Origin of the sequence: Pseudomonas sp. CFBP 13719 (genome assembly GCF_014842095.1) — a bacterium.
GTDB lineage: Bacteria > Pseudomonadota > Gammaproteobacteria > Pseudomonadales > Pseudomonadaceae > Aquipseudomonas.
Map to the genome: position 1 here is coordinate 118,717 of NZ_JACYVB010000008.1, position 21,490 is coordinate 140,206.

The 21,490-nt window shown below is 61.9% G+C and carries 23 protein-coding genes and 1 pseudogene; 10 read left to right on the top strand and 14 right to left on the bottom strand.

The window, feature by feature from the left end:
* Positions 1–223 precede the first annotated feature (223 nt).
* The 7 genes from IFT57_RS21800 (at position 224) to IFT57_RS21830 (ending at position 7,803) form a co-directional block, all read left to right on the top strand.
* On the top strand, positions 224–1,339 hold the full coding sequence (locus IFT57_RS21800; protein WP_122795051.1) for a branched-chain amino acid ABC transporter substrate-binding protein: 1,116 nt from the start codon (positions 224–226) through the stop codon (positions 1,337–1,339).
* Between the two features lie 209 nt (positions 1,340–1,548).
* Complete coding sequence (gene livH, locus IFT57_RS21805) at positions 1,549–2,472, top strand: high-affinity branched-chain amino acid ABC transporter permease LivH (RefSeq protein ID WP_122476443.1); 924 nt, start codon at positions 1,549–1,551, stop codon at positions 2,470–2,472.
* The gene (locus IFT57_RS21810; RefSeq protein ID WP_192152644.1) at positions 2,469–3,722 is read left to right on the top strand and encodes a high-affinity branched-chain amino acid ABC transporter permease LivM; all 1,254 of its coding nucleotides are present in this window, start codon (positions 2,469–2,471) and stop codon (positions 3,720–3,722) included. The genes livH and IFT57_RS21810 overlap by 4 nt, the downstream gene beginning before the upstream one ends.
* Entirely contained in the window at positions 3,719–4,486 is a 768-nt protein-coding gene (livG, locus tag IFT57_RS21815; RefSeq protein ID WP_122795053.1) for a high-affinity branched-chain amino acid ABC transporter ATP-binding protein LivG, read from the top strand. Before IFT57_RS21810 ends, livG begins: the two co-directional genes overlap by 4 nt.
* Positions 4,487–5,188: an ABC transporter ATP-binding protein gene (locus IFT57_RS21820; RefSeq protein WP_122795054.1), complete on the top strand. Its 702-nt coding sequence runs from the start codon at positions 4,487–4,489 to the stop codon at positions 5,186–5,188. It abuts the gene before it with no gap.
* Positions 5,189–5,410: 222 nt separating this feature from the next.
* Positions 5,411–6,088 carry a hypothetical protein gene (locus IFT57_RS21825; protein WP_192152645.1) on the top strand — a complete coding sequence of 226 codons (678 nt, stop codon included), beginning with the start codon at positions 5,411–5,413 and terminating at the stop codon, positions 6,086–6,088.
* 104 nt (positions 6,089–6,192) lie between these two features.
* The gene (locus IFT57_RS21830; RefSeq protein WP_192152646.1) at positions 6,193–7,803 is read left to right on the top strand and encodes an NAD(P)/FAD-dependent oxidoreductase; all 1,611 of its coding nucleotides are present in this window, start codon (positions 6,193–6,195) and stop codon (positions 7,801–7,803) included.
* A 106-nt stretch (positions 7,804–7,909) separates the two neighbouring features.
* On the opposite strand, the gene IFT57_RS21835 is transcribed toward IFT57_RS21830, so the two are convergent.
* From IFT57_RS21835 to dinG, 5 genes are all read right to left on the bottom strand, one after another.
* Complete coding sequence (locus IFT57_RS21835; RefSeq protein ID WP_043185261.1) at positions 7,910–8,374, bottom strand: glycine zipper 2TM domain-containing protein; 465 nt, start codon at positions 8,372–8,374, stop codon at positions 7,910–7,912.
* Positions 8,375–8,550: 176 nt separating this feature from the next.
* Complete coding sequence (pdxH, locus tag IFT57_RS21840; protein ID WP_192152647.1) at positions 8,551–9,198, bottom strand: pyridoxamine 5'-phosphate oxidase; 648 nt, start codon at positions 9,196–9,198, stop codon at positions 8,551–8,553.
* Positions 9,199–9,214: 16 nt separating this feature from the next.
* Entirely contained in the window at positions 9,215–10,195 is a 981-nt protein-coding gene (locus IFT57_RS21845) for an OmpA family protein (RefSeq protein WP_122795057.1), read from the bottom strand.
* Positions 10,196–10,319: 124 nt separating this feature from the next.
* Complete coding sequence (locus tag IFT57_RS21850) at positions 10,320–11,465, bottom strand: serine hydrolase (protein ID WP_192152648.1); 1,146 nt, start codon at positions 11,463–11,465, stop codon at positions 10,320–10,322.
* A gap of 111 nt (positions 11,466–11,576) precedes the next feature.
* Positions 11,577–13,721, bottom strand: coding sequence for an ATP-dependent DNA helicase DinG (dinG, locus tag IFT57_RS21855; protein WP_122795058.1), 2,145 nt, complete (start codon positions 13,719–13,721; stop codon positions 11,577–11,579).
* A gap of 97 nt (positions 13,722–13,818) precedes the next feature.
* Between dinG and IFT57_RS21860 the strand changes: the two genes are divergently transcribed.
* Entirely contained in the window at positions 13,819–14,280 is a 462-nt protein-coding gene (locus IFT57_RS21860) for a DUF2269 family protein (protein WP_192152649.1), read from the top strand.
* Between the two features lie 10 nt (positions 14,281–14,290).
* Here the strand turns inward: IFT57_RS21860 and IFT57_RS21865 are convergent, their stop codons facing one another.
* The 4 genes from IFT57_RS21865 to IFT57_RS21880 all read right to left on the bottom strand — a co-directional run bounded on the left by IFT57_RS21865 (position 14,291) and on the right by IFT57_RS21880 (position 16,947).
* A complete protein-coding gene (locus IFT57_RS21865) occupies positions 14,291–15,049 on the bottom strand; it encodes a collagen-like protein (RefSeq protein WP_192152650.1) in 759 nt (252 codons plus the stop codon).
* Positions 15,042–15,320, bottom strand: a complete 279-nt coding sequence (locus IFT57_RS21870; protein ID WP_122476462.1) for a DUF1145 domain-containing protein — start codon at positions 15,318–15,320, stop codon at positions 15,042–15,044. The genes IFT57_RS21865 and IFT57_RS21870 overlap by 8 nt, the downstream gene beginning before the upstream one ends.
* 92 nt (positions 15,321–15,412) lie before the next feature.
* Positions 15,413–16,141 carry an OmpA family protein gene (locus tag IFT57_RS21875; protein ID WP_192152717.1) on the bottom strand — a complete coding sequence of 243 codons (729 nt, stop codon included), beginning with the start codon at positions 16,139–16,141 and terminating at the stop codon, positions 15,413–15,415.
* Positions 16,142–16,242: 101 nt separating this feature from the next.
* Positions 16,243–16,947: an OmpA family protein gene (locus IFT57_RS21880; protein WP_185794298.1), complete on the bottom strand. Its 705-nt coding sequence runs from the start codon at positions 16,945–16,947 to the stop codon at positions 16,243–16,245.
* Positions 16,948–17,109: 162 nt separating this feature from the next.
* On the opposite strand from IFT57_RS21880, the gene IFT57_RS21885 reads away from it, so the two are divergent.
* Both IFT57_RS21885 and IFT57_RS21890 read left to right on the top strand, forming a co-directional pair.
* The gene (locus IFT57_RS21885) at positions 17,110–17,607 is read left to right on the top strand and encodes a DUF6231 family protein (RefSeq protein ID WP_192152651.1); all 498 of its coding nucleotides are present in this window, start codon (positions 17,110–17,112) and stop codon (positions 17,605–17,607) included.
* Position 17,608: 1 nt separating this feature from the next.
* Positions 17,609–18,082 carry a YchJ family protein gene (locus IFT57_RS21890; RefSeq protein WP_192152652.1) on the top strand — a complete coding sequence of 158 codons (474 nt, stop codon included), beginning with the start codon at positions 17,609–17,611 and terminating at the stop codon, positions 18,080–18,082.
* A gap of 48 nt (positions 18,083–18,130) precedes the next feature.
* Here the strand turns inward: IFT57_RS21890 and IFT57_RS21895 are convergent, their stop codons facing one another.
* The 5 genes and pseudogenes from IFT57_RS21895 to IFT57_RS21915 form a co-directional block, all read right to left on the bottom strand.
* On the bottom strand, positions 18,131–18,616 hold the full coding sequence (locus tag IFT57_RS21895) for a hypothetical protein (RefSeq protein ID WP_244657396.1): 486 nt from the start codon (positions 18,614–18,616) through the stop codon (positions 18,131–18,133).
* Between the two features lie 16 nt (positions 18,617–18,632).
* Positions 18,633–18,904: pseudogene (locus tag IFT57_RS21900) on the bottom strand (bacteriocin immunity protein).
* Positions 18,905–18,927: 23 nt separating this feature from the next.
* Positions 18,928–19,182, bottom strand: coding sequence for a bacteriocin immunity protein (locus IFT57_RS21905; RefSeq protein WP_192152653.1), 255 nt, complete (start codon positions 19,180–19,182; stop codon positions 18,928–18,930).
* Positions 19,183–19,189: 7 nt separating this feature from the next.
* Positions 19,190–20,533 (bottom strand): S-type pyocin domain-containing protein, encoded by a 1,344-nt coding sequence (locus IFT57_RS27050; protein WP_244657397.1) that lies wholly within the window; start codon positions 20,531–20,533, stop codon positions 19,190–19,192.
* Between the two features lie 261 nt (positions 20,534–20,794).
* Positions 20,795–21,337, bottom strand: coding sequence for a hypothetical protein (locus IFT57_RS21915; RefSeq protein WP_192152654.1), 543 nt, complete (start codon positions 21,335–21,337; stop codon positions 20,795–20,797).
* Between the last annotated feature and the right edge of the window lie 153 nt (positions 21,338–21,490).

Consider the following 21,490-nt stretch of genomic DNA (forward strand, 5'->3'; position numbering starts at 1 on the left):
ACTTTATGTCGATTTAGCGACAACCGATTGCTTTCGCTGCAAACGCCAGCTTTCCAACGGGCAAACCGGCGCTCTACACTGTACCGGTACAGTTGTCGGGTGCAGATTCGGATGTCGTCTGCCATGGCTCGCCGAAGGGGTAAAGCGGTGAGTGTGGCCCAGATTCGGTCCGTCGCCTGTTCGGCCAGGACTATAAAAACTACAACGCAAAAATGGAGCACTAATGAATAAGCAGATTTCCAAACTGTTTGCCGCTCTGGTTCTGGCCGGCGTCGCCAGCCATTCGATGGCAGCCGACACCATCAAGATCGGCATTGCCGGCCCCAAGACCGGCCCGGTCGCCGAATACGGCGTCATGCAGTTCAACGGCGCGAAGATGGCCATCGAGCAGATCAACGCCAAGGGCGGCGTCGACGGCAAGCAGCTCGTAGCCGTCGAATACGACGACGCCTGCGATCCCAAGCAGGCCGTTGCGGTGGCCAACAAGGTGGTCAATGACGGCGTCAAGTTCGTCGTTGGTCACCTGTGCTCCAGTTCCGCTCAGCCGGCATCCGATGTCTACGAAGACGAAGGCATCATCATGGTGACCCCGGCGGCCACTAGCCCCGACATCACTGCCAAGGGCAAGAAGCTGGTATTCCGGACCATCGGCCTGGACAGCGCCCAGGGCCCTGCCGCCGGCAACTATATCGCCGATGTAGTCAAACCCAAGATCGTTGCCGTCGTCCACGACAAGCAGCAGTACGGCGAAGGCATTGCCACCGCGGTCAAGACCACGCTTGAAGGCAAGGGCGTGAAAGTCGCCGTGTTCGAAGGCATCAACGCCGGAGACAAGGATTTTTCATCGCTGATCGCCAAGCTCAAGCAGGCCAACGTCGACTTCGTCTACTACGGCGGCTACCACCCCGAGCTGGGTCAGATCCTGCGCCAGTCCAAGGAGAAAGGCCTGAACGCCAAGTTCATGGGCCCTGAGGGCGTGGGCAACGATTCCATCTCGCAGATCGCAGGCGAAGCTTCCGAAGGCCTGCTGGTCACCTTGCCCAAGTCTTTCGACAAGGATCCTGAAAACATCGCGCTGACCAAGGCATTCCAGGACAAGAAGCAAGACCCGAGCGGTCCGTTCGTCTACCCGTCGTACTCGGCTGTGCAAGTGATTGCCGACGGCATCACCGCCGCCAAGAGCGAAGACACCGACAAAGTGGCCGAGGCCATCCACGCCGGTACCTTCAAGACCCCAATGGGCGAACTGAGCTATGACGCCAAGGGCGACCTGAAGAACTTCCAGTTCGTGGTCTACGAGTGGCATTTCGGCAAACCCAAGACCGAAGCCGCCCAGTAAGCCTGGCAATACCCCCACAAAGCCCACTGCATTGCAGTGGGCTTTGTTTTACGAGTGACGGGTACGGCCGGTGCGAACCATCGGCTGGCCCCCTGAAAATCTTGAAACCGTGACCAGCGGTTCACCTGCCCTGCCCGGCAACACTGCGCCAAGGAGAGCGCTCGGGACATGGCCGGAGAAATGCGAACAGGTTTTTAGGAGCGCGGTAAATGCCTGAATTATTCCATTACATGCAGCAGTTGGTGAATGGCCTGACCATCGGCAGCACCTATGCATTGATAGCCATCGGCTACACCATGGTGTACGGCATCATCGGCATGATCAACTTCGCCCATGGCGAGGTGTACATGATCGGTTCGTATGTCACTTTCATCGTCCTGGCTGGCCTGGCCATGCTGGGCATCCACAGTCTTCCGGTACTGATGATCGCCGGCTTCGCCGCCGCCATCCTGGTCACCAGTGCCTATGGCTACAGCATCGAACGGGTCGCCTATCGACCGCTGCGCAACAGCAACCGGTTGATTCCGCTGATTTCGGCGATCGGCATGTCGATCTTCCTGCAGAATTCGGTGCAGCTGTCTCAGGGTTCCGGCAACTTCGCCATTCCCAATCTGCTCCCCGGCAGCCTGACCTTCGGCCCCGGTGGTGCCGAGGAAGTACAGATTTCCTACATGCAGATTCTGGTATTCCTGGTCACGCTGGGCGCGATGTACGGCCTGACCCTGTTCATTTCCCGCTCGCGCATGGGGCGTGCCTGCCGCGCCTGCGCCGAGGACATGAAAATGGCCAACCTGCTGGGTATCAACACCAACGCGATCATCGCCCTCACCTTCGTGATAGGCGCGGCGCTGGCCGCAGTCGCGGCCGTGCTGTTGAGCATGCAGTATGGCGTGATCAACCCCAGCGCCGGCTTCCTGGTCGGGCTCAAGGCCTTCACCGCAGCCGTATTGGGCGGTATCGGCAGCATTCCAGGGGCCATGCTGGGCGGCCTGGTACTGGGCGTGGCCGAAGCGTTCGGCGCGGATATCTTTGGTGATCAGTACAAGGACGTCGTTTCGTTCGGCCTGCTGGTCCTGGTTCTATTGTTCCGTCCGACCGGCATCCTGGGCCGTCCGGAGGTTGAGAAAGTATGAGCAAGTCTCTTAGATCCGCGCTGTTCAGCGCCGCATTGGTGTGGGCCGTGGCCTATCCGGTACTGGGCCTGAAACTGGCCTTCTCCGGCGTCACCCTGGTGGTGCAGAACGCCAGTACCGGTACCCTGCTGACCATCGCCGGCTGTTCGGTGCTGATGTTCCTGCGGGTGCTGTTCGCCGAACGCATAGGCGGCCTGCGCCGCGATTCGAGCCGCCCATTGATACCGGCCAAGGCCTCGAACTTCCTGACCCTGCCCAGCACTCAGCGCTGGTTCATCCTGGCCCTGGTAGTACTGGCGTTCATCTGGCCATTCTTCGGTTCGCGTGGCGCGGTGGACATCGCAACCCTGATCCTGATCTACGTGATGCTCGGCCTGGGGCTGAACATCGTGGTCGGCCTGGCGGGTCTGCTCGACCTGGGTTACGTGGGTTTCTATGCGGTCGGGGCCTACGGCTATGCCCTGCTCTCGCATTATTTCGGCCTGAGCTTCTGGGAATGCCTGCCACTGGCCGGTCTGCTGGCGGCCACGTTCGGTTTCCTCCTGGGTTTCCCGGTGTTGCGCCTGCGGGGTGATTACCTGGCCATCGTGACCTTGGGCTTCGGGGAAATCATCCGGATATTCCTGCGCAACCTTACCGACATCACCGGCGGCCCGAACGGCATCAGCAACATCGAGAAACCGACTTTTTTCGGCCTGTCGTTCGAGCGTCGCGCCGCCGAAGGCAGCCAGACCTTCTACCAATTCTTCGGCCTGGAATACAGCCCGATCGGCAAGGTCATCTTTCTCTACCTGATTGCCCTGCTGATGGCCCTGGCGGCGCTGTTCGTCATCAACCGCTTGCTGCGCATGCCCATCGGACGAGCCTGGGAGGCGTTGCGCGAAGACGAGATCGCCTGCCGCGCGCTGGGCCTCAACCCGACCGTGATCAAGCTCTCCGCGTTCACCCTGGGCGCGGCATTCGCAGGCTTCGCCGGCAGTTTCTTCGCAGCACGGCAAGGCCTGGTCACCCCGGAATCGTTCACCTTCATCGAGTCGGCGATCATTCTTGCCATCGTTGTACTGGGTGGCATGGGCTCGCAACTGGGGGTAATTCTCGCTGCCATCGTGATGATTCTGCTGCCTGAATTGATGCGTGAGTTCAGTGACTATCGCATGTTGATGTTCGGCGCCTTGATGGTGCTGATGATGATCTGGCGTCCGCAAGGCTTGCTTCCGATGCAGCGTCCCCACCTGGAGCTGCGCAAATGAGCCAGAACATTCTGCAAGTCACCGACCTGAGTATGCGCTTCGGCGGCCTGCTGGCGGTCAACGGCGTGGCCCTGAGCGTGAAGGAAAAGCAGGTGGTCGCCCTCATCGGCCCCAACGGCGCCGGCAAGACCACGGTGTTCAATTGCCTGACCGGCTTCTACAAGCCCAGCGGCGGTACCATCCTGCTCGACGGCCAGCCGATCCAGGGCCTACCCGGCCATCAGATCGCTCGCAAGGGCGTGGTGCGCACCTTCCAGAACGTGCGGCTGTTCAAGGAAATGACCGCACTGGAAAACCTGCTGATCGCCCAGCATCGGCACTTGAACACCAACTTTTTTGCCGGGTTGTTCAAGACGCCGAACTTCCGCAAAAGCGAAAGGGATGCCATGGAGTACGCCGAGTATTGGCTGGAAAAGGTCAACCTCAAGGAGTTCGCCAACCGTACTGCAGGGACGCTCGCCTACGGGCAGCAGCGCCGCCTGGAAATTGCCCGCTGCATGATGACCCGGCCGCGCATGCTGATGCTCGACGAGCCTGCGGCCGGTCTCAACCCGCGTGAAACCGACGACCTCAAGGCGCTGATCGGGATTCTGCGTGAAGAGCACAACGCAACCGTCCTGCTGATCGAACACGACATGAAACTGGTCATGAGCATTTCCGACCACATCGTCGTGATCAATCAGGGCACACCCTTGGCCGATGGCACGCCGGAACAGATCCGCGACAATCCTGACGTCATCAAAGCCTACCTGGGGGAAGCGTAAATGCTGCAGTTCGAAAACGTTTCTACCTTCTACGGCAAGATCCAGGCGCTGCACGGGGTCAATGTGGAGGTTCGCCAGGGCGAGATCGTCACCCTGATTGGTGCCAACGGCGCGGGCAAGTCAACCCTGCTGATGACCCTGTGCGGCGCGCCGCGGGCGCACTCGGGCAGCATTCGCTACATGGGCGAAGAGCTGGTGGGCAAGGAGTCGGCGGAAATCATGCGCAAGAGCATTGCCGTGGTGCCCGAAGGCCGCCGGGTGTTCGCGCGCCTGACTGTCGAGGAGAACCTGGCCATGGGTGGGTTCTTCACTGAAAAGGGCGATTTTCAAGAGCAGATGGACAAGGTCCTGGCCTTGTTTCCGCGGCTCAAGGAACGCTTCAGCCAGCGCGGGGGCACCATGTCGGGCGGTGAGCAGCAGATGCTCGCGATCGGCCGTGCGCTGATGAGCAAACCCAAGCTGCTGTTGCTCGATGAACCCTCCCTGGGGCTGGCACCAATCATCATCCAGCAGATCTTCGACATCATCGAGCAGTTGCGCCGTGATGGTGTGACCGTGTTCCTGGTCGAGCAGAACGCCAACCAGGCCCTGAAGATCGCCGACCGTGCCTATGTGCTGGAAAACGGCCGGGTGGTCATGCAAGGCAGCGGCGAAACCCTGCTCACCGACCCCAAGGTGCGCGAAGCCTACCTGGGCGGTTGAGCGGGCCGCCAGGCTTGTGCGCCCCGCTACCTGTAGGAGCGGTCCGCGGCCGCGAAGGCATCACCGCGGCTCGACTGACAGACCGCGGTAAGGCCTTCGCGGCCGCGGACCGCTCCTACGGCAGACCGAGAGGCGGAGCGGACGTCGTAGTCCCGTCATCCCCGTGAACACGTTTTTCACGCCCCTTGTGCTACCGTGCCTCCATCGTTCAGGAGACCCACGATGCACCTGCCCCGCTCCCTCGCCATGCTCGCCCTGCTGCCGCTGCTCGCCAGTTGCCAGTCCTTCTTCAACCGCGCTCCAGACGCCCCTTCCACCGCAGGCCTGACCCGCATGCAAGGCGCGCTGCAGGGCGACAACGGTCGGCTGTTCTTCCAACCCTGTGGTGACGCGCGCCGCTATGCGGTAACCGACAGCAATGGCACCGGCGTACTGCAGGAAGCCTCGCAACTGGCTGGCAATCGCCCTGTGGTGTATGCCGACCTGCGCGGACGTTTCGACGCCAGCACCAACGGCAGTACCGATGGCCAACTGCGCCTGCAGCAGCTGTATCGACTCGATCGCTCGCTGACCGCCTGCAAGGACCCGGACTTCAAACTGTCCAGCCTGAGCGCTGGTGGCGAGTCCCCGCGCTGGCAGGTCAGGGTCACCGGCCAGGGCATGATCGTGGATCGCGAAGGTCAGGCTCCCTTGGCCCTGCCCTATGTCGAGGAACAGGTCGGCGGTGGCCGCTTCAACCTGTCCACCGAGGCCAACGGCCAGCGCATCGAGCTGTGGGTGGCACCGCAGCGCTGCGTCGATACGCGCAACCAGGGCGTGCAGTTCCTCGCCGCCGAACTGCGCGTCAACGGCGAGGTGCAGCGCGGCTGCGCAACCTTCGGCGGCGCACGCAACCAGTAAGCTGCACCGTCCAGCGTTTTTTACCTGACGACGGGCAGCGCATCGCGTTTATAATGCCGGGTTCTGTTATGCCCCCGGGGCGCGCCCGGATTTTTGGACCTGTCATGCTACGAATCACCGAACTCAAGTTGCCCCTGGACCATTCCGACGACGCCCTGCGCCCTGCCATCGTGCAGCGCCTGGGCATCGCCGACGCCGACCTGCTCGACTTCACCCTGTTCAAGCGCAGCTACGATGCGCGCAAGAAGAACAGCGAACTGCAGTTCATCTATACCGTCGATCTGCAAGTTCGCGACGAAGCCGGCGTGCTCGAGCGTTTTGCCGATGACCACAACGTCAACGTCGCGCCGGATGTCAGCTACAAGGTGGTCGGGCACGCGCCAGGGGACTATGCCCAGCGGCCTCTGGTCGTCGGCTTCGGACCCTGCGGGATCTTCGCCGCCCTGCTGCTGGCGCAGATGGGCTTCAAGCCGATCGTGCTCGAGCGTGGCAAGGAGGTGCGCCAGCGCACCAAGGACACGTGGGGCCTGTGGCGCAAGAACGTGCTGAACGCCGAGTCCAATGTGCAATTCGGCGAGGGCGGCGCCGGCACCTTTTCCGATGGCAAGCTCTACAGCCAGATCAAGGACCCGCAGCATCACGGCCGCAAGGTCCTGCACGAGTTCGTCAAGGCTGGAGCGCCCGAGGAAATCCTCTACGTCAGCAAACCGCACATCGGCACGTTCCGGCTGACCGGCATGGTCGAGAACATGCGCCAGCAGATCATCGCGCTGGGCGGCGAGATCCGTTTCGAGCAGAAAGTCACCGACCTGCTGGTCGATGGCGAGCGCCTGCAGGGTGTGGTTCTGGAAAGCGGCGAGCAGTTGCTCTCCAACCATGTGGTCATGGCCTTGGGACACAGCGCCCGGGATACCTTTCGCATGCTGCACGCGCGCAATGTGTTCATGGAAGCCAAGCCTTTCTCCATCGGGTTCCGCGTGGAGCACCCGCAGGGCATCATCGACCGCGCCCGCTTGGGTAAATACGCCGGTCACCCGAAGCTGGGTGCGGCTGACTACAAACTGGTCCACCACGCCAAGAATGGCCGCTCGGTGTACAGCTTCTGCATGTGCCCAGGCGGTACCGTGGTGGCGGCCACGTCCGAGCCAGGTCGCGTGGTTACCAACGGCATGAGCCAGTACTCGCGCAACGAGCGCAATGCCAACTCCGGTATCGTCGTCGGCATCACCCCGGAACAGGATTATCCCGGCGGCCCGCTGGCTGGCATCGAACTGCAGGAACAGCTCGAGTCCACGGCCTACCTGCTGGGCGGCAGCAACTACCAGGCGCCGGCGCAATTGCTGGGCGATTTCGTTGCCGGCAAGCCCTCTACCGTGTTGGGCAGCGTCGAGCCTTCGTACAAACCGGGGGTCACCCTGGGCGACCTGGCGCTGTCGCTGCCGGCTTTTGCCATCGAAGCGATCCGCGAAGCCCTACCAGCATTCGAACGCCAGATTAAAGGCTTCTCGATGCATGACGCCGTGCTGACCGGCATCGAGACACGCACCTCCTCGCCCCTGCGCATTACTCGTGGCGCCGACTACCAGAGCCTGAACCTCAAGGGTCTGTTCCCGGCCGGTGAAGGCGCTGGCTATGCGGGCGGTATCCTTTCCGCCGGCGTGGACGGCGTACGCATCGCCGAAGCCGTGGCGCGGGATATTCTGGGGCTGCACTGACCCTTCGCCACTGCGTATTGGCATTGCCTGGAAAACGCATGTTGCTTACGCCCGAAGCGCGCGCAAAAAAACCGGCCTAGGCCGGTTTTTTCATCGACGAGTTCGCTTAGTGCGAAACGCGGCTGGTGCCGTCTACCGTCATGATGCGTACACGCTCGCCGACACGGAACACTTCGTTCTCCTGTACGGCCTGAACGTAGGCACGCATGCTGCCGTCGTCCTCGCGCACGGTGATTTCCACGCCTTGGGTGCGGGTAAACCCTTCCTCGGTTGCCGAGCCCAGCAAACCGCCAGCCACGGCGCCGATCACGGCCGCGACGATACTGCCGCGGCCGCCACCGACTGCACTGCCGGCAACACCACCCACCACGGCACCCGCGCCACCACCGATCGGCGTCTTGGTGCCTTCGATCTTGACCGGACGCAGCGACTCGATGGTGCCCATGCGCACGGTTTGCACACGGCGCGCCTCGTCGCGCGAGTAGGAGTCGCCCGACAGGTTGGAGGCACATCCGCCCAGCAGCAGGGACATTGTGGTGAAGCAGGCAACTAGCAGAACTGACTTGCGCATTTTGGCAGGACTCCATGGGACATGTGTACATTAGACGCCGCAGGCCAACGGCTGTCACGACACGGTCTATAAAAATTTACGTCAGAGGTGCGTCAAAGGATGCAGACGCGGGCCTGGATGCTCGACGAGCCACTGAACGTCTGGACAACGGCCAGTGGCAAAAGGTCAAGGCAGCTTCAGGGAGCCAGACGTTCGCGAGTCCACGAACTGGCATGCAGGCGATAGTTGAGGCGATCGTGCAGGCGACTGGGACGCCCCTGCCAGAACTCGATTCGATCAGCCACCAGGCGATAACCACCCCAGTGCGCGGGGCACTCGGGCTCGGCAGCGCTGAAGCGCTGCTCGGTTGCCTGCAGCAGCGCTTGCAGCTCGCTGCGATCGGCGATGACCTGGCTCTGCGGTGACGCCCAGGCACCCAGGCGACTGCCAAGGGGACGGACCCGATAGTAGGCGTCGGACTCGGCCGCGCTGACCTTGCTCACCCGCCCTTCTATTCGCACTTGTCGCTCGAGGGTAGGCCAGAAGAAGGTCATGGCCGCAAACGGCCGATCTGCCAGCTGCTGGCCCTTGGCGCTGTCGTAGTTGCTGAAGAAGGTGAAACCCTGATCATCCAGGCCCTTGAGCAGCAACACGCGACAATGTGGACGGCCTTCGGCGTCGACGGTAGCCAGCGTCATGGCATTGGCTTCCACCGGCGCCTGCTCGGTATCGACTGCCTCGCCGAACCACTGGCGAAACAGCGCGAAGGGCTCGGACGGTGCCTGCGCCTCGTCCAGCCCATCGCGGGTGTAGCTGCGGCGCATGTCGGCCAGCGCTTGCGTCATGGCAGCAATCCTTGCATCAGTGCGCCTTGGCCTGGTCGTTGCTCACGGCTTTCTTGGCGACGGCTTTCTTGGCCTCGGTTTTCTTGGCAGCCGGGGCGGCTTTCTTGGCCACGGCTGGCTTGGCTGCGGTTTTCTTCGCGGTTGCAGCCTTGGCCGGCGCCTTGGCGGCGGGCTTGGCCACTGGTGCAGGTACAGCCTTGACGTCCTGGGTGGCAAGCATTTCAGCGGCGGTGAAGGTCGGCTGGTTGTACTTGGCCAGCAGGGCGAGCATGGTGTTCTGCGGGGTCAGAAGAATCTCCACGCGACGATTGAGCGAGCGACCTTCGACACTGTCGTTGGCGGCACGCGGCATCACCGAACCCATGCCGCGCAGCATCAGGCGGTCACGCTGCAGACCGCTGAGGCGGAAGATCGAGGCGATCGACTGCGCACGCTCCTGGCTCAGTTTCTGGTTCAACGGCCCAGGGCCGCTGGTGTCGGCATGGCCCAGGACCAGCACGGCTGTCTTGTGATCGGCGTCGATGGCCTTGGCCACGCGGGTGATCGGGCCGAGGCTGATCGGCAGCAGCATCGACGGCCGATCAGGGTTGAACGAGGAGTCGACCGGCGCGGTGATCACCAGCAGGTCTTCGCGGCGCTCGAGCTCGAACTTGCTGTCCTTGATGGCTTCGCGCAGCTTCGGCTCGTAGGCGTCGAGCCAGGCCTGGGTGACCTTGGGGTCGACCTTCGGCACTTCGGCAACCTTGGCCTGAGCCGGCGTGCTGCTGGCACCGAACGGCCACCACCAGCGGCTTTCGCTGTCGGACTTGGAATCGGCTTTCGCCACCTTGTCGGTGATGGCCTGCTCGACTTCCTTGTCAGCCGCCTTGCTGGCGACTGCGTCACGGCCAAATGGCCACCAGGCATGCCCGCCCTGGGCCGAGGAATCCTGGGGAGTTTGAGCACAACCGGTAGCGGCCAGGCACAAGGCAAACGCGATGGATTTATTCGGTGACATGGTGCATTCCACAAGGTGTTGGTAAATACAAACCGGTTTAACAAACCGGCCTAAATTATTGATTGATAGAGTAGAGCAGTCATAGCCCAATGGGCGACCGCTGGTCGATTTGTGATCAATCGCTTTAGAGACAACCGCGCAGAACGCGCACCAGATGCTGTGCCCGCGGGTCCATCAGTATATAGGGGCCCAGTGTGTTCACGGCAAAACCAAAGGCAACATCATGTTCCGGATCGGCGAAACCTACCGACCCTCCTGCCCCAGGATGGCCGAAGGCACCGCCCCCCAGGCCGAAGGTGGCGTTCGCCACCTGCGGCTGGTCGAGCATGCAGCCCAGGCCGAATCGCGTAGGCGTCATCAGGGTCTTGTCCATGCCCAGGCTGTGCTCGCGAGTAAGCTCGGCGAGCATTTCGGATTCGAGCAGGCTGCCATCGAGCAGACCGGCGTAGAAACCAGCCAGGCTGCGGGCATTGCCATGCCCGTTCGCTGCAGGCTGCTGCATGCGTCGCCACTCCGGCTTGTTGGTACTGGTCAGCACCGACGGCGGATTGGTGAAGGCACGCGTGGCCATGGCCGCGGGTTCGCGCATGGTCACCTGCAACAGACGCTGGGCCGCTTCGTCGCCGACATTGCCCTTGCCGCGGGCAATATGCGCGACACGGTGGAATTCCTCATCCGCGAGCCCTACATGGAAATCCAGCCCCAGGGGTTTGGCCACCCGCGCCACGATGGATTCGCCCGGCCCGCGGTTGTCGGCCCGCCGCAGCAGTTCGCCGACCAGCCAGCCGTAGGTGATGGCCGCATAGCCATGCCCGGTACCCGGTTGCCACCATGGCGTTTCCGCCGCCAGCGCGGCAGTCATCCGTGGCCAATCGTAGAGCGCTTCGGGCGGCAGCATGTCGCGCAAGGCTGGCAGGCCGGCCTGATGGCAGAGCAGATGGCGCAAGGTGATCGACTGTTTGCCGGCGGCGGCGAATTCCGGCCAGTAGCGGGCCACCGGAACGTCCAGCGCCAGCTTGCCCTCGGCCACCAGTTGCAGGGCGGTCACGGCAGTGAAGGTCTTGGTGCAGGAGAACAGGTTGAGGATGGTGTCGCTGTGCCAGGCCTGGGCGCCATCCTTGTCGGCGGTACCGGCCCAGAGGTCGACCACCGTTTCACCACCGACCTGAATGCACAGCGCGGCGCCGCGCTCCTGGGGGTTGTCGAACAATGCCGCGAACGCTTCACGCACGGCCTCGAACTGCAATTCGAAGTGACCTTGTATCTGCACCCTGACTCCCAACGACCACGCCGCGAAAAATGAAGCGCATTGTTTCAGCGATTCGGCGCTTTGTGAACCGCCCTGCACCCGATAATCGTTGCAGCGGGTGCGTACAGGCCGTCAGGAAATCTCGCGACGGAATGGCGGCAACGCGTTGAGGATCGCCTTGCCGTAGCGCTGGGTAACCAGGCGCCGATCGAGCAGCGTGATGGTGCCGCGATCCTGCTCGGTCCGCAGCAACCGCCCGCAGGCCTGGATCAGGCGCAGCGAGGCATCGGGCACGGCGATCTCCATGAACGGGTTGCCGCCGCGCGCCTCGATCCATTCGGCCAGCGCCGCTTCGACCGGATCGTCAGGCACTGCAAAGGGGATCTTGGCAATGATCACATGCTCGCAATAGGCACCGGGCAGGTCGACGCCCTCGGCGAAACTGGCGAGACCGAACAGCACGCTGGAATCACCGCCATCGACGCGCGCCTTGTGCTTGTTCAAGGTTTCCTGCTTGGACAGGTTGCCCTGGATGAACACCTGCTTGCGCCAGTCGCGATCCAGGCCATCGAACACGTCCTGCATCTGTTTGCGCGAGGAAAAAAGCACCAGGGTGCCTCGATAGCCTTCCACCAGATCCGGCAGGTCGCGGATGATCGCGGCGGTATGCGCCGCTGCATCGCGGGGATCGGCTCGCAGGTCGGGAACGCGCAGCACCCCTGCCTGTTCATGGTGAAAGGGGCTGGGCACGATGGCGGTTACCGAGGCCTTGGGAATTCCGGCGCGCATGCGGAACCGGTCGAACTTGCCCAACGCGGTCAGGGTAGCCGAGGTCACCAAGGCACCGTAGGCGACGTTCCACAGATTGCGGCGCAGCATTTCCGCCGCCAGGATCGGGCTGGCATTGACCTCGATATCGTACAGCGCACCACCGTCGGACAGGGTCAGCCAGCGCGCCATGGGCGGACTGTCTTCTGGGTCTTCGGCGGTGAACGCCGTCCACAATTCCCAACTGCCCTGGGCGCGAGCCAGCAGACTGCCGAACAGCGGGTACCACTCCTCGGCCTGATGGCTGGCAATGCCCACGTTTTTCTCGCCGTCCATGCCTTCCTTGAGCAGCTCGCTCAAGCGGGTGAACAGGTCGGTCAGTTTGGAAAAGCCTTTCTTCAGCTCGATGCCCATTTCCCGCATATGCTCGGGCACCACGCCTCCGACGAAGCGATGGCGTGGGCGCTCGCGGCCCTCCATGTCTTCGCCCGGCTTGAAGTCCGCCAGTTGCTCGCAGGCGCTGAACATGAACTGCTGCTGGGTCTTGATCTCACGGGCCAGCTCCGGCACTTGCTCGATCAACCGGCCCAGGTCGCCGGGCAACGGGTGCTGGGCGAGCAGCTTGGTCAGGTTCTTGGCCGTGGTCTCCAGCCAGTCGGCTGTGGAACGCAGCCGGCTGTAGTGAGCGAAATGGCCGATCGCCTTGTCAGGCAGGTGATGGCCTTCATCGAATACATACAGCGTGTCGCGCGGATCGGGCAGAACGGCCCCGCCGCCCAACGCCAGGTCGGCCAGCACCATGTCATGGTTGGTGACGATCACATCGACCTTGCCCATGCCTTCGCGGGCCTTGTAGAAGGTGCACTGGGCAAAGTTCGGGCAGTGGCGGCTGGTGCACTGGCTGTGGTCGGTGGTCAGGCGCGACCATTGTTGATCTTCCAGGGCCACCGGCCAGCTGTCGCGGTCACCGTCCCATTTGTTGCCGGCCAGTTTCTCGATCATGCTGGTGAACAGTTTCTGGCTCGCCTCGTCGACCTCGATCTTGAAACCTTCCTCTTCGAACAACTGCGCAGTCGCGCTTTGCGCATGTCCTTCCTGCAGCAGCACGTCGAGCTTGGACAGGCACAGGTAGCGCCCGCGGCCTTTGGCCAGCGAGAAGGTGAAGTTCAGCCCGCTGTTGCGCATCAGGTCGGGGAGATCCTTGAACACGATCTGTTCCTGCAGCGCCACCGTGGCCGTGGCAATGACCAGGCGCTTGCCGGCCGCCTTGGCCACCGGAATCGCGGCCAGGCTGTAGGCAACCGTCTTGCCGGTACCCGTGCCCGCCTCCACGGCCACCACCGCCGGATCGCCCGTACGCCGGCCTTCTTCATCGCACGCGATGTCGCCCAGTACCTTGGCGATTTCGGCGATCATCAGGCGCTGGCCATAGCGCGGCTTGAGGCTCTTGGCTTCGAGAAAACGCGTGTAGGCGCCCTGGATCGTGGTTTTGAGTTCGTTACTGATCATCGACTGGTCATGGCGAAAGGCTGGATATATTTTCAGTGGTTCTCATCGGGTCGCTATCATACCCTGCTCGACTTCGATGTGCTGGCTGGAGATACCCATGAGCGCCGACAGCGTGTTTCAAACCTTGCACGGGCTCGCTGCGCTGATGTGGTTGGGCGGCATGCTCGCCAGCTGGAAGATCCTGCGCCGGGCCGGGCTGGCAACGCGTTCGCAGGCTCAGCGCCTGCAGCGTCTGGTGGATATTTTCCCACGGCTGTTCGGCTGGGTCTGGGCCGCTGTGCTGATTCTTCCGATCAGCGGCGTCGCCCTGCTGCGCCTGCGCTTCACGGGTTTCGAGACGGCGCCGCGTGACGTACAGGTGATGATGGGCCTGTACGTGGTCATGGTCGCGCTGTTCTTGCGTATGCAGGGTCTGCAGCTGCCGACGCTGCGCAAGGCCGTAGCAGCCCAGGCGTGGACGGACGGCGCGATTGCCGTGAAGCAGCTGCGTCGCCTGGCGGTGGGTGGCCTGCTGCTGGGCCTGGCGACCGTGGTGCTGGGTATGGCCAGACAGTTCTGAACCAACCTGGTCAGAAGCGCTGGATGCTCAACGTCCCTGCGGTGCCCGCCTCGCCTGCTCTTCCCGGCAAGCCCTCGCGGCCCGACTTGCCGCCTTCGGCGCGGTACACCACGCAGCCCTTGGATTTACCTCCGGCGCCCGGACGTCCGGGAGCACCGGCAGCGCCGCCCTGGCCGCCGTCGGTGCGCACCTTGATCGCTTCGCTGGCGAAGGTCGCCGGCAGACGCAGGCGTACGTTGGCGCCCGGCGCGCCAGGCAGGCCGTCGCCGCCATTGTCGCCGTTGCCACCGCGCCCAGCCGAGCCCCAGGTACAACCGGGCGCCTGACCATTGCCACCATCAAGGCCGGCATAGCCATCCGCACCTGCGCCGCCGCGCGCGTCGATGTTCACTTGCGCAGCGTCGAGCGACTGCAGCTGTACGTCAAGATTGCGCCCTGCGCGAGCCGCCTTCTGATGGGTACCGGGCGCGCCACGGGCGAGAATCTGGCTGCCGCTGCCAAGTTCTGCATGCTGCGCGCGCAGGCGCAACTCCTGCTCGCCCGGCACTATCGCAATGCGGGCCTCATGCCCCAGGCGCAATTGCTCGACACTGAGTTCGGTCAGGTTGGCGGGAATCAGCAAGGTGCCGTAATCCGCCACGTCCAGGCGCTGCAACTGCAGCACGCTGGAGCTGGCCGGCAGGCGCAACAGCGAATGGGGTTCGACACTGACCGACTCGGCCAATGCCAGCGGCGCAAACAGTACTGCCAACAAACCCAGCTTACGCATGGCTAGCCTCGGTATCGGACGGTGCGGGAATGGACTGGATGTGAAAGATCCCGGCCAGCAGGATCTGGACTCGGTCAAGCCACGGATGGCTGCGCCCGCGCAGGCGCTTGTTGAAGGCGATCGCTTCGATCAAGTGCAGGAACAGCAAGGTGCCGCCGGCCAGGTTGATCAATGCATGGAACGGTTTGACCATCGGCATGAACAGGTTGAGCAGCACCACCCACCAGAACAGCAAGGTCAGACATTTACCCAGAATCAGAAATCCTTTCATGTGCCCCCCACGGCATCGGCTAGGCGCACATTAACGGCTGGAAGGTAGCGATGACCAGAGGCCGGCAGGAAAAACCTGCCGGCCCGCACCCATCAATGGCTCAGATGGATTTCCACGCGACGGTTCTTGGCGCGTCCGGCATCGGTGTCGTTGCTGTCGACCGGCTCGCTTTCGCCACGGCCCTCGCTGCTCAGCTCGTCTGCCGCAACGCCTTGACCCAGCAGGAACGAGACGACACTGGCGGCACGTTGCTCGGACAGCTTCTGGTTGAAGCCATCGCTGCCGATGCTGTCGGTATGACCGACGATCTTGACCGTGGCCACTTGGGCCGTCTTCATCCGCGCTGCCAGGGACGTCAGCTCGGTACGGGCGCTTGAGGTCAGTTCGGCACTGCCGAATTCGAACGGTACATCGCCTGCATCGCTCAAGGTAACGACTTCGGGGATGTCGGCCACCGGCGGCTCAGGCGCCTTGGTCACGGCGGGATAGACCGGCAATGGGCAGCCGTTGTGCTTGACGGGTGTATTGGCCGGGGTATCGGGGCAACGATCGCGTCGATCGAATACGCCGTCCTCGTCCTTGTCGCCATCCTGGGCATAGCAGACCAGACCGCTCACCACCGCGCCGGCCAAGCCACCGCCAGCAGCCCACGCACCACTTTCGATGGCACCCAGCCCGCCACCGGCGAGGCCACCCAGCACGCTGCAGACAGGCCAGGTGCGCGAGTTGAGTGGGGATGTCCCTTCAGGGGAGGTGGTACAGCCGCTCAGCACACCGGCGACCAGCAGAGCGGGAAGTACGGTCCGCGATAGATCTTTCAGCTTCATTCAAGGCTCCTGAGTCGCCGGCGGACGCCGGCAACTGAGAAGTAAAGCGTGCCGCCGGTCGTTGTACAAGGGGACTGGCGGCTGACGCTAAAGGTTCAACGCTGGATGAGAATCTCGGTACGGCGGTTCATGGCGCGACCGTCCGCGGTGTTGTTGTCGGCGACCGGCTGGGCTTCGCCGACACCCTTGACAGAAACCACGCTGGCACGCGGTACGCCGCTGCTGACCAGGTAGTCAGTCACTGCCTTGGCGCGCTGCTCGGACAACCGTTGGTTGTAGGCGTCCTTGCCGACACTGTCGGTATGACCGCTGACGCTCAAGCGCGCCGTGGTCGCTTCGGTCTTCAGGCGGGTGGCGACGGTATCGAGCTGCGCCCGGTCGGCGGCAGTGAGGGTGGCCTTGTCGAATTCGAAATGCACGTTGCGGATGACGATCGTCTCCTCCTTGGGCATCGGTGCCGGCTCGGCAGCGACTGGCATCGGCGCCGGGGCAGGCGGCGGGCAACCATTGGCGTCCACCGGCGTGCCCTTGGGAGTGCCAGGGCACTTGTCGCGGCTGTCCGGTACGCCATCACCGTCTTCGTCGCCATCGCCATGCACCCAGCAATAGGCTGCGCCGACACCGGCTGCTGCCGCGCCCACACCGGCTGCCAGCGACCCGCTTTCGATGGCACCCAGCGCCGCACCGGTCACACCGCCCACGGCCGCGCACATCGGCCAGTCGGTTTTCTGCAAGCCTGCGCAACCCGTCAACACGCTGCTGACCAATATCAAGGGTAATGCCGTCCGAACTATGCTCATCTAGTTTCTCCTCAGGGAATCGGCAGCAGGGGCCGACGTTCTGGGAGTAAAGACCGTGGTTGGCATATGCGCCAGCAATAAGCCATAGGGCGCGCCATCCAATCAATGCTGGGCCATCGGGTCGGGGCCCTATAATGTGGTGGCCACGACCGAGGAGCTTCAATGACCGACGCAGTATCTTCCCGTACCCCGCAGCAGGCTCTGGCGGCCTTGCTCGAACGTCACGCGCCGCAGCGCCTGCTGCTGATCGGCGCGAGTGCATTCCCTGCCCTGGCGGCGTTCGAGGCTGCGCATCCCGAAACCCGTGTATCCAGAGCCGCGCCCGGCCCCCTGCCCGCGGACCTGGCCGGGCAGCGTTTCGACCTGGCGCTGGCGGTGGATTGCCTGGAGCATCTGAACAAGGTCGAAGGCACGCGTCTGCTGGCCGGCATCCGCAACCTCAATGCGAGCTGCATCGCCGTGCTGGCCGACCCGGTCGCCAGCGGCTGGAGCGACACCGACTTCTACGCCCTGGCCCTGCAGGCCAGCGAACGCTTCGCCCGCGACCAGCAGGTGCTCAAGCTGTACACCTATGATGTGCGCGAATACAAACAAGTCCCGGACTGGCTCAACGCCAAGTTCTGGGCCAACCCGGAAAACTTCGGCAAGTATTGGTGGTGATATGAGCGTTTCGATCTGTCCGTGCGCAAGTGGCAACCTGCTGCCGGCCTGTTGTGGTCGCTATCACGAAGGCCAGCCGGCGCCCGATGCGCAGAGCCTGATGCGTTCGCGCTACAGTGCCTACGTGCTGGGCCTGGTGGACTATCTGGTGAACACTACCCTGCACGCCCAGCAGGCCGGCCTGGACCGCCAGGCCATTGCCCAGTGGAGTTCGCAGAGCACCTGGCTGGGCCTGGAGGTGGTCGCGGCAGAAGTCTTCGGCGGCCAGCCGGAACACGCGTTCGTGACCTTCACTGCGCGCTGGCACGACAGCACCGGCGAGCACTGCCACCGCGAGCGGTCGGCGTTTGTGCAGCACGACGGCCGCTGGTATTTCATCGACCCCACCGTCCCGCTCAAGGCCAGCCGCAACGACAGCTGCCCCTGCGCCAGTGGGTTGAAGTTCAAGAAGTGTTGCTACAATTACCTACTATAAAGATTTAAGTACGCGGCGCCATGGGGAAGGTCTTCAGCTACATTCGCTTCAGCAGCGAACGCCAATCAGCAGGCGATAGTTACGCAAGGCAAGTGAAAGCTGCGAAGAAGTTTTGCGATGAGAACGACCTTGAGTTGGCCGATCCTCGTAAATACCTTTTCTTTGATGCAGGCCGTTCGGCATTTCAAGGGCGATTTCCAGCATGTGCAACCAAAAATCAATGTGGTGTTCGGCCCCATCGCACTCCATTACCCTTCGGGCCCGCTCTATCAGCTCCTGCTTGGTTACATCTGTCACACGCTGTTCATACGGTATTGCTAAGACCTTGCGAACCCAAGTGTCGTGGGTTTGCGCATCATAGACTTCCTGAAAGTCGATGAATTCAAACTCGGTCATGGCTTCTCGATTGAACGCGACCAACTGCTCCCGAGTTTGGTCGGGATGTCCACAATCAATTTGTTCAGAAAGGTTCGTCAGCCGAGCGACCAAAGATTCATCCAGCATCGGCGGCATTAAATCAGGGCGAAGCTCCATATGTACTCTCATAAGATTATTCTTTGAACCCCAGCAAGCCTTGAGCGGTACGCCATTCCTTCACAATCTGCATCACGTCCTTAGGGGAGCTATCCGCTCCTGGCTCTGGGTAGTAGATCAAGTCTGATCCTGCTGGATGCTCGCTTACCTTCTCGAAGTGCAACAAGAGCAAGTCTGTACGATCATCGTTTCGGCTTCTTCGTCTTCCTTGGCGAGTTCCTCCAGCAGCTTGATAAATTCGGCTTCGGTGTACTCCGATAAGCTGTTTTTCAGTAGCGTGTCCGTCATGTTCGGAAAATATCGCCCCTCGGTCACTCGTCTTTGAATCCCGGCAAGCCCTCAGCAGCACGCCATTCCTTCACCGTCTTGGTGACACCTTCGGCAGAGTTGTCCGCACCGGGTTCTGGGTGGAAAATCAAATCGTAGCCGTCGGGATGGCCTGCAAGCTGACTGAATTTCTCAAGCAACTCGCCAAGCTCTTCATCTGAGCCGCCTTTGTTGACGACACGTATGTTCTTGATGAAAGCGATGAATTCGGCTTCGGTGAAATCAGAAATGTTTTCCATGCTGTGCCTACTGTTTCTTGTGAAGGTCAATGTGGTTTCGAGGGGTATTCACCCTTAGGTTGCCCGCGTCGTACACCGCCCCCCCATCTTTAATTAGCTCGACGTGGTGTATTTCATAGGTGACCCGTTTGCCTACCGAGTCTCTGAATCGAACAGTAGGGGCGTTCCCAGTTAGCACACGCGCCTGATCGTCCTCATTCAGTTGGCTAAATAGCTCAGTATCGTTGCTTACTGCCTTCCAGAATGCCGCCCTGAAAGCATCGAAGCTCTTAAATTCTCGCCCCCGTAATACGTCCGCTATCCGGGTAGGGATTGGAGCGCCTAACCCTGTGCCAGCTCCGGCAAGCCAGATGCCGAACACATCTTCACCCCGTCCTGTTGCGATTCCCGGTGAATACCGGGCGCTGATAACGATGTACAACGGCTGCACACCAGAATCAGCCGGGAACACCAAAATAAAATCTTTGTAAGCGTCCGGGTAGATCGGGCTGACGATGATGTTATCAGCCTGTTCGGTGGGCGGATAAATCCAAACCTGTGGCGCCTGTGGTGCGCCTTCTAACGCTGGAATTCCTAACGTGCTGGACGGGTCAGCGGCTGGTGTCCATATCAGGGTTACGCCATCACCAAAGTCAGCCACTTGCTGGGAGCCTTGAGCAACGAACTGCACTACGGGAATCATTTCCCAGTCACGGCGCTTTTGGGTGTTGTACCCGTACCCCTTCAAGGTGCCATCGGCCTGCTGCTCAACGGTTAATCGGACACGTGTACGTCCTTCTTTAAGCGACTGGAGCTGTTCTCCTGTATAAAGGCTACTATCGCCCAAGCTGGATGGCCACAGCAACGCAACCACTCCCGTCAACGCGCCAGCAACAACACCAGACGTAACCCCAGAAGCCACAGCGCCAGCCGTACACAAACCACCACAAGACACACCGCCAGCGGTGGCAGTAGCAGCGCCGCCCAATAGAAGTGTTCCCAGTGACGAGGGTACGGAGCCGCTGATTTTCTTAAGGGGAATGTTTCCTTGTGCATCCGTTTCACGACCACCCAGCAAGGCAAACTCGCCATATTGGCTAATCAGTTCAGTAGGAATGTATCCACCAGAGTTGTGGTCGATCACACCGTCAGGGAGGTTACAGCTCTTGGCGAAAACGCTGCCGACTGGTCTGATTTCCTCCGGCTTCTTGATCGCCTTTCTACGTGCGTCAGCTTCCCGTTCGTTCCGAGCGTTCGCGGCCACAGTCCTGTCCCACGCTGCCTGTGCTGCCTCTGTCGCCTCGGCATGTCGCCTGTTACCGTCTATCCCATTACATCCCTTATAGCTCGGGAAAAGGTTTTCAACCGCCATGATGCCTCCTGTCATTGACTCGATCCTTGGGACCAGACATGCCCTGAAGTACAATCCTACATACTTGGCCGGATGGACAAGAATAATCGTTTCGCCTGAAGAGAGAGGGAATAGTGGCGATCAGCCGCGATACGACAGACGGGAACATTGCGAGGGCGTTCCCACACGCTAAGATAAATCCTAGAAGCTATGGCCCGACCGGAAAACGCACCAATGGTAGTTTTTTGTAGCAGAAAATGAAGAAGTGTTGCGCGGGCTACGTCAGCCAATGATTTTCAGATGGGAAATGTCCGGCACCTGAATGGATTGCTCGTGCCGCAACTGGCCCATGTCGCTGCCAGCAGGCGCCAGGCTGAACTGCGGCAGGTTCAGCTTCGCCGAGCGCTGTGCGGGACGTTCATCCTGCAGATCGGCGCCCACCTCGGCGATGGCGAAGTCCGGCGCATCCACAGCCACGAACGCTGCCATGTACGCATCACGCGGCACGACCTCGGCGCGGCGGGCCACGGCCATGGGTTTCTGGCCGAAGTCGCCTGCCGCCGCCGGCGCGGTCATGATGATTTCTTCGATGTCCTGAGCCATTTCGTCGATGCTGGCCACCGCCCCTGCGCGCGCCAGCGCGGCGCGGTATTTTTCCGCCGCCTGGGCGTCGAGATTGTTCTTGAGGACCAGCCGGCGTCCGGAAAACAGCAGCTCGATTCGCTGCGCGTCGGCCTGGAACAGTTTTGCCAGGTTGCTCTTGACCTGGTCCAGCGCCGCGCCGGGCACGCATTGGCCGCTGAAGACGATCTCGTAGAAACGCATGTCAACTCTCCTGGCATGGCACCGTTGCGGGCGATAGGCGTCCGCACAGATGCCGAAAAGCCAGCACCGTAACAGTGATTATGGACCACGATGTTTCGGCGCAACAAGCACACCCTTGTCATGCCCGTGCGCCTTGTTAGACTCAAGGCAAAT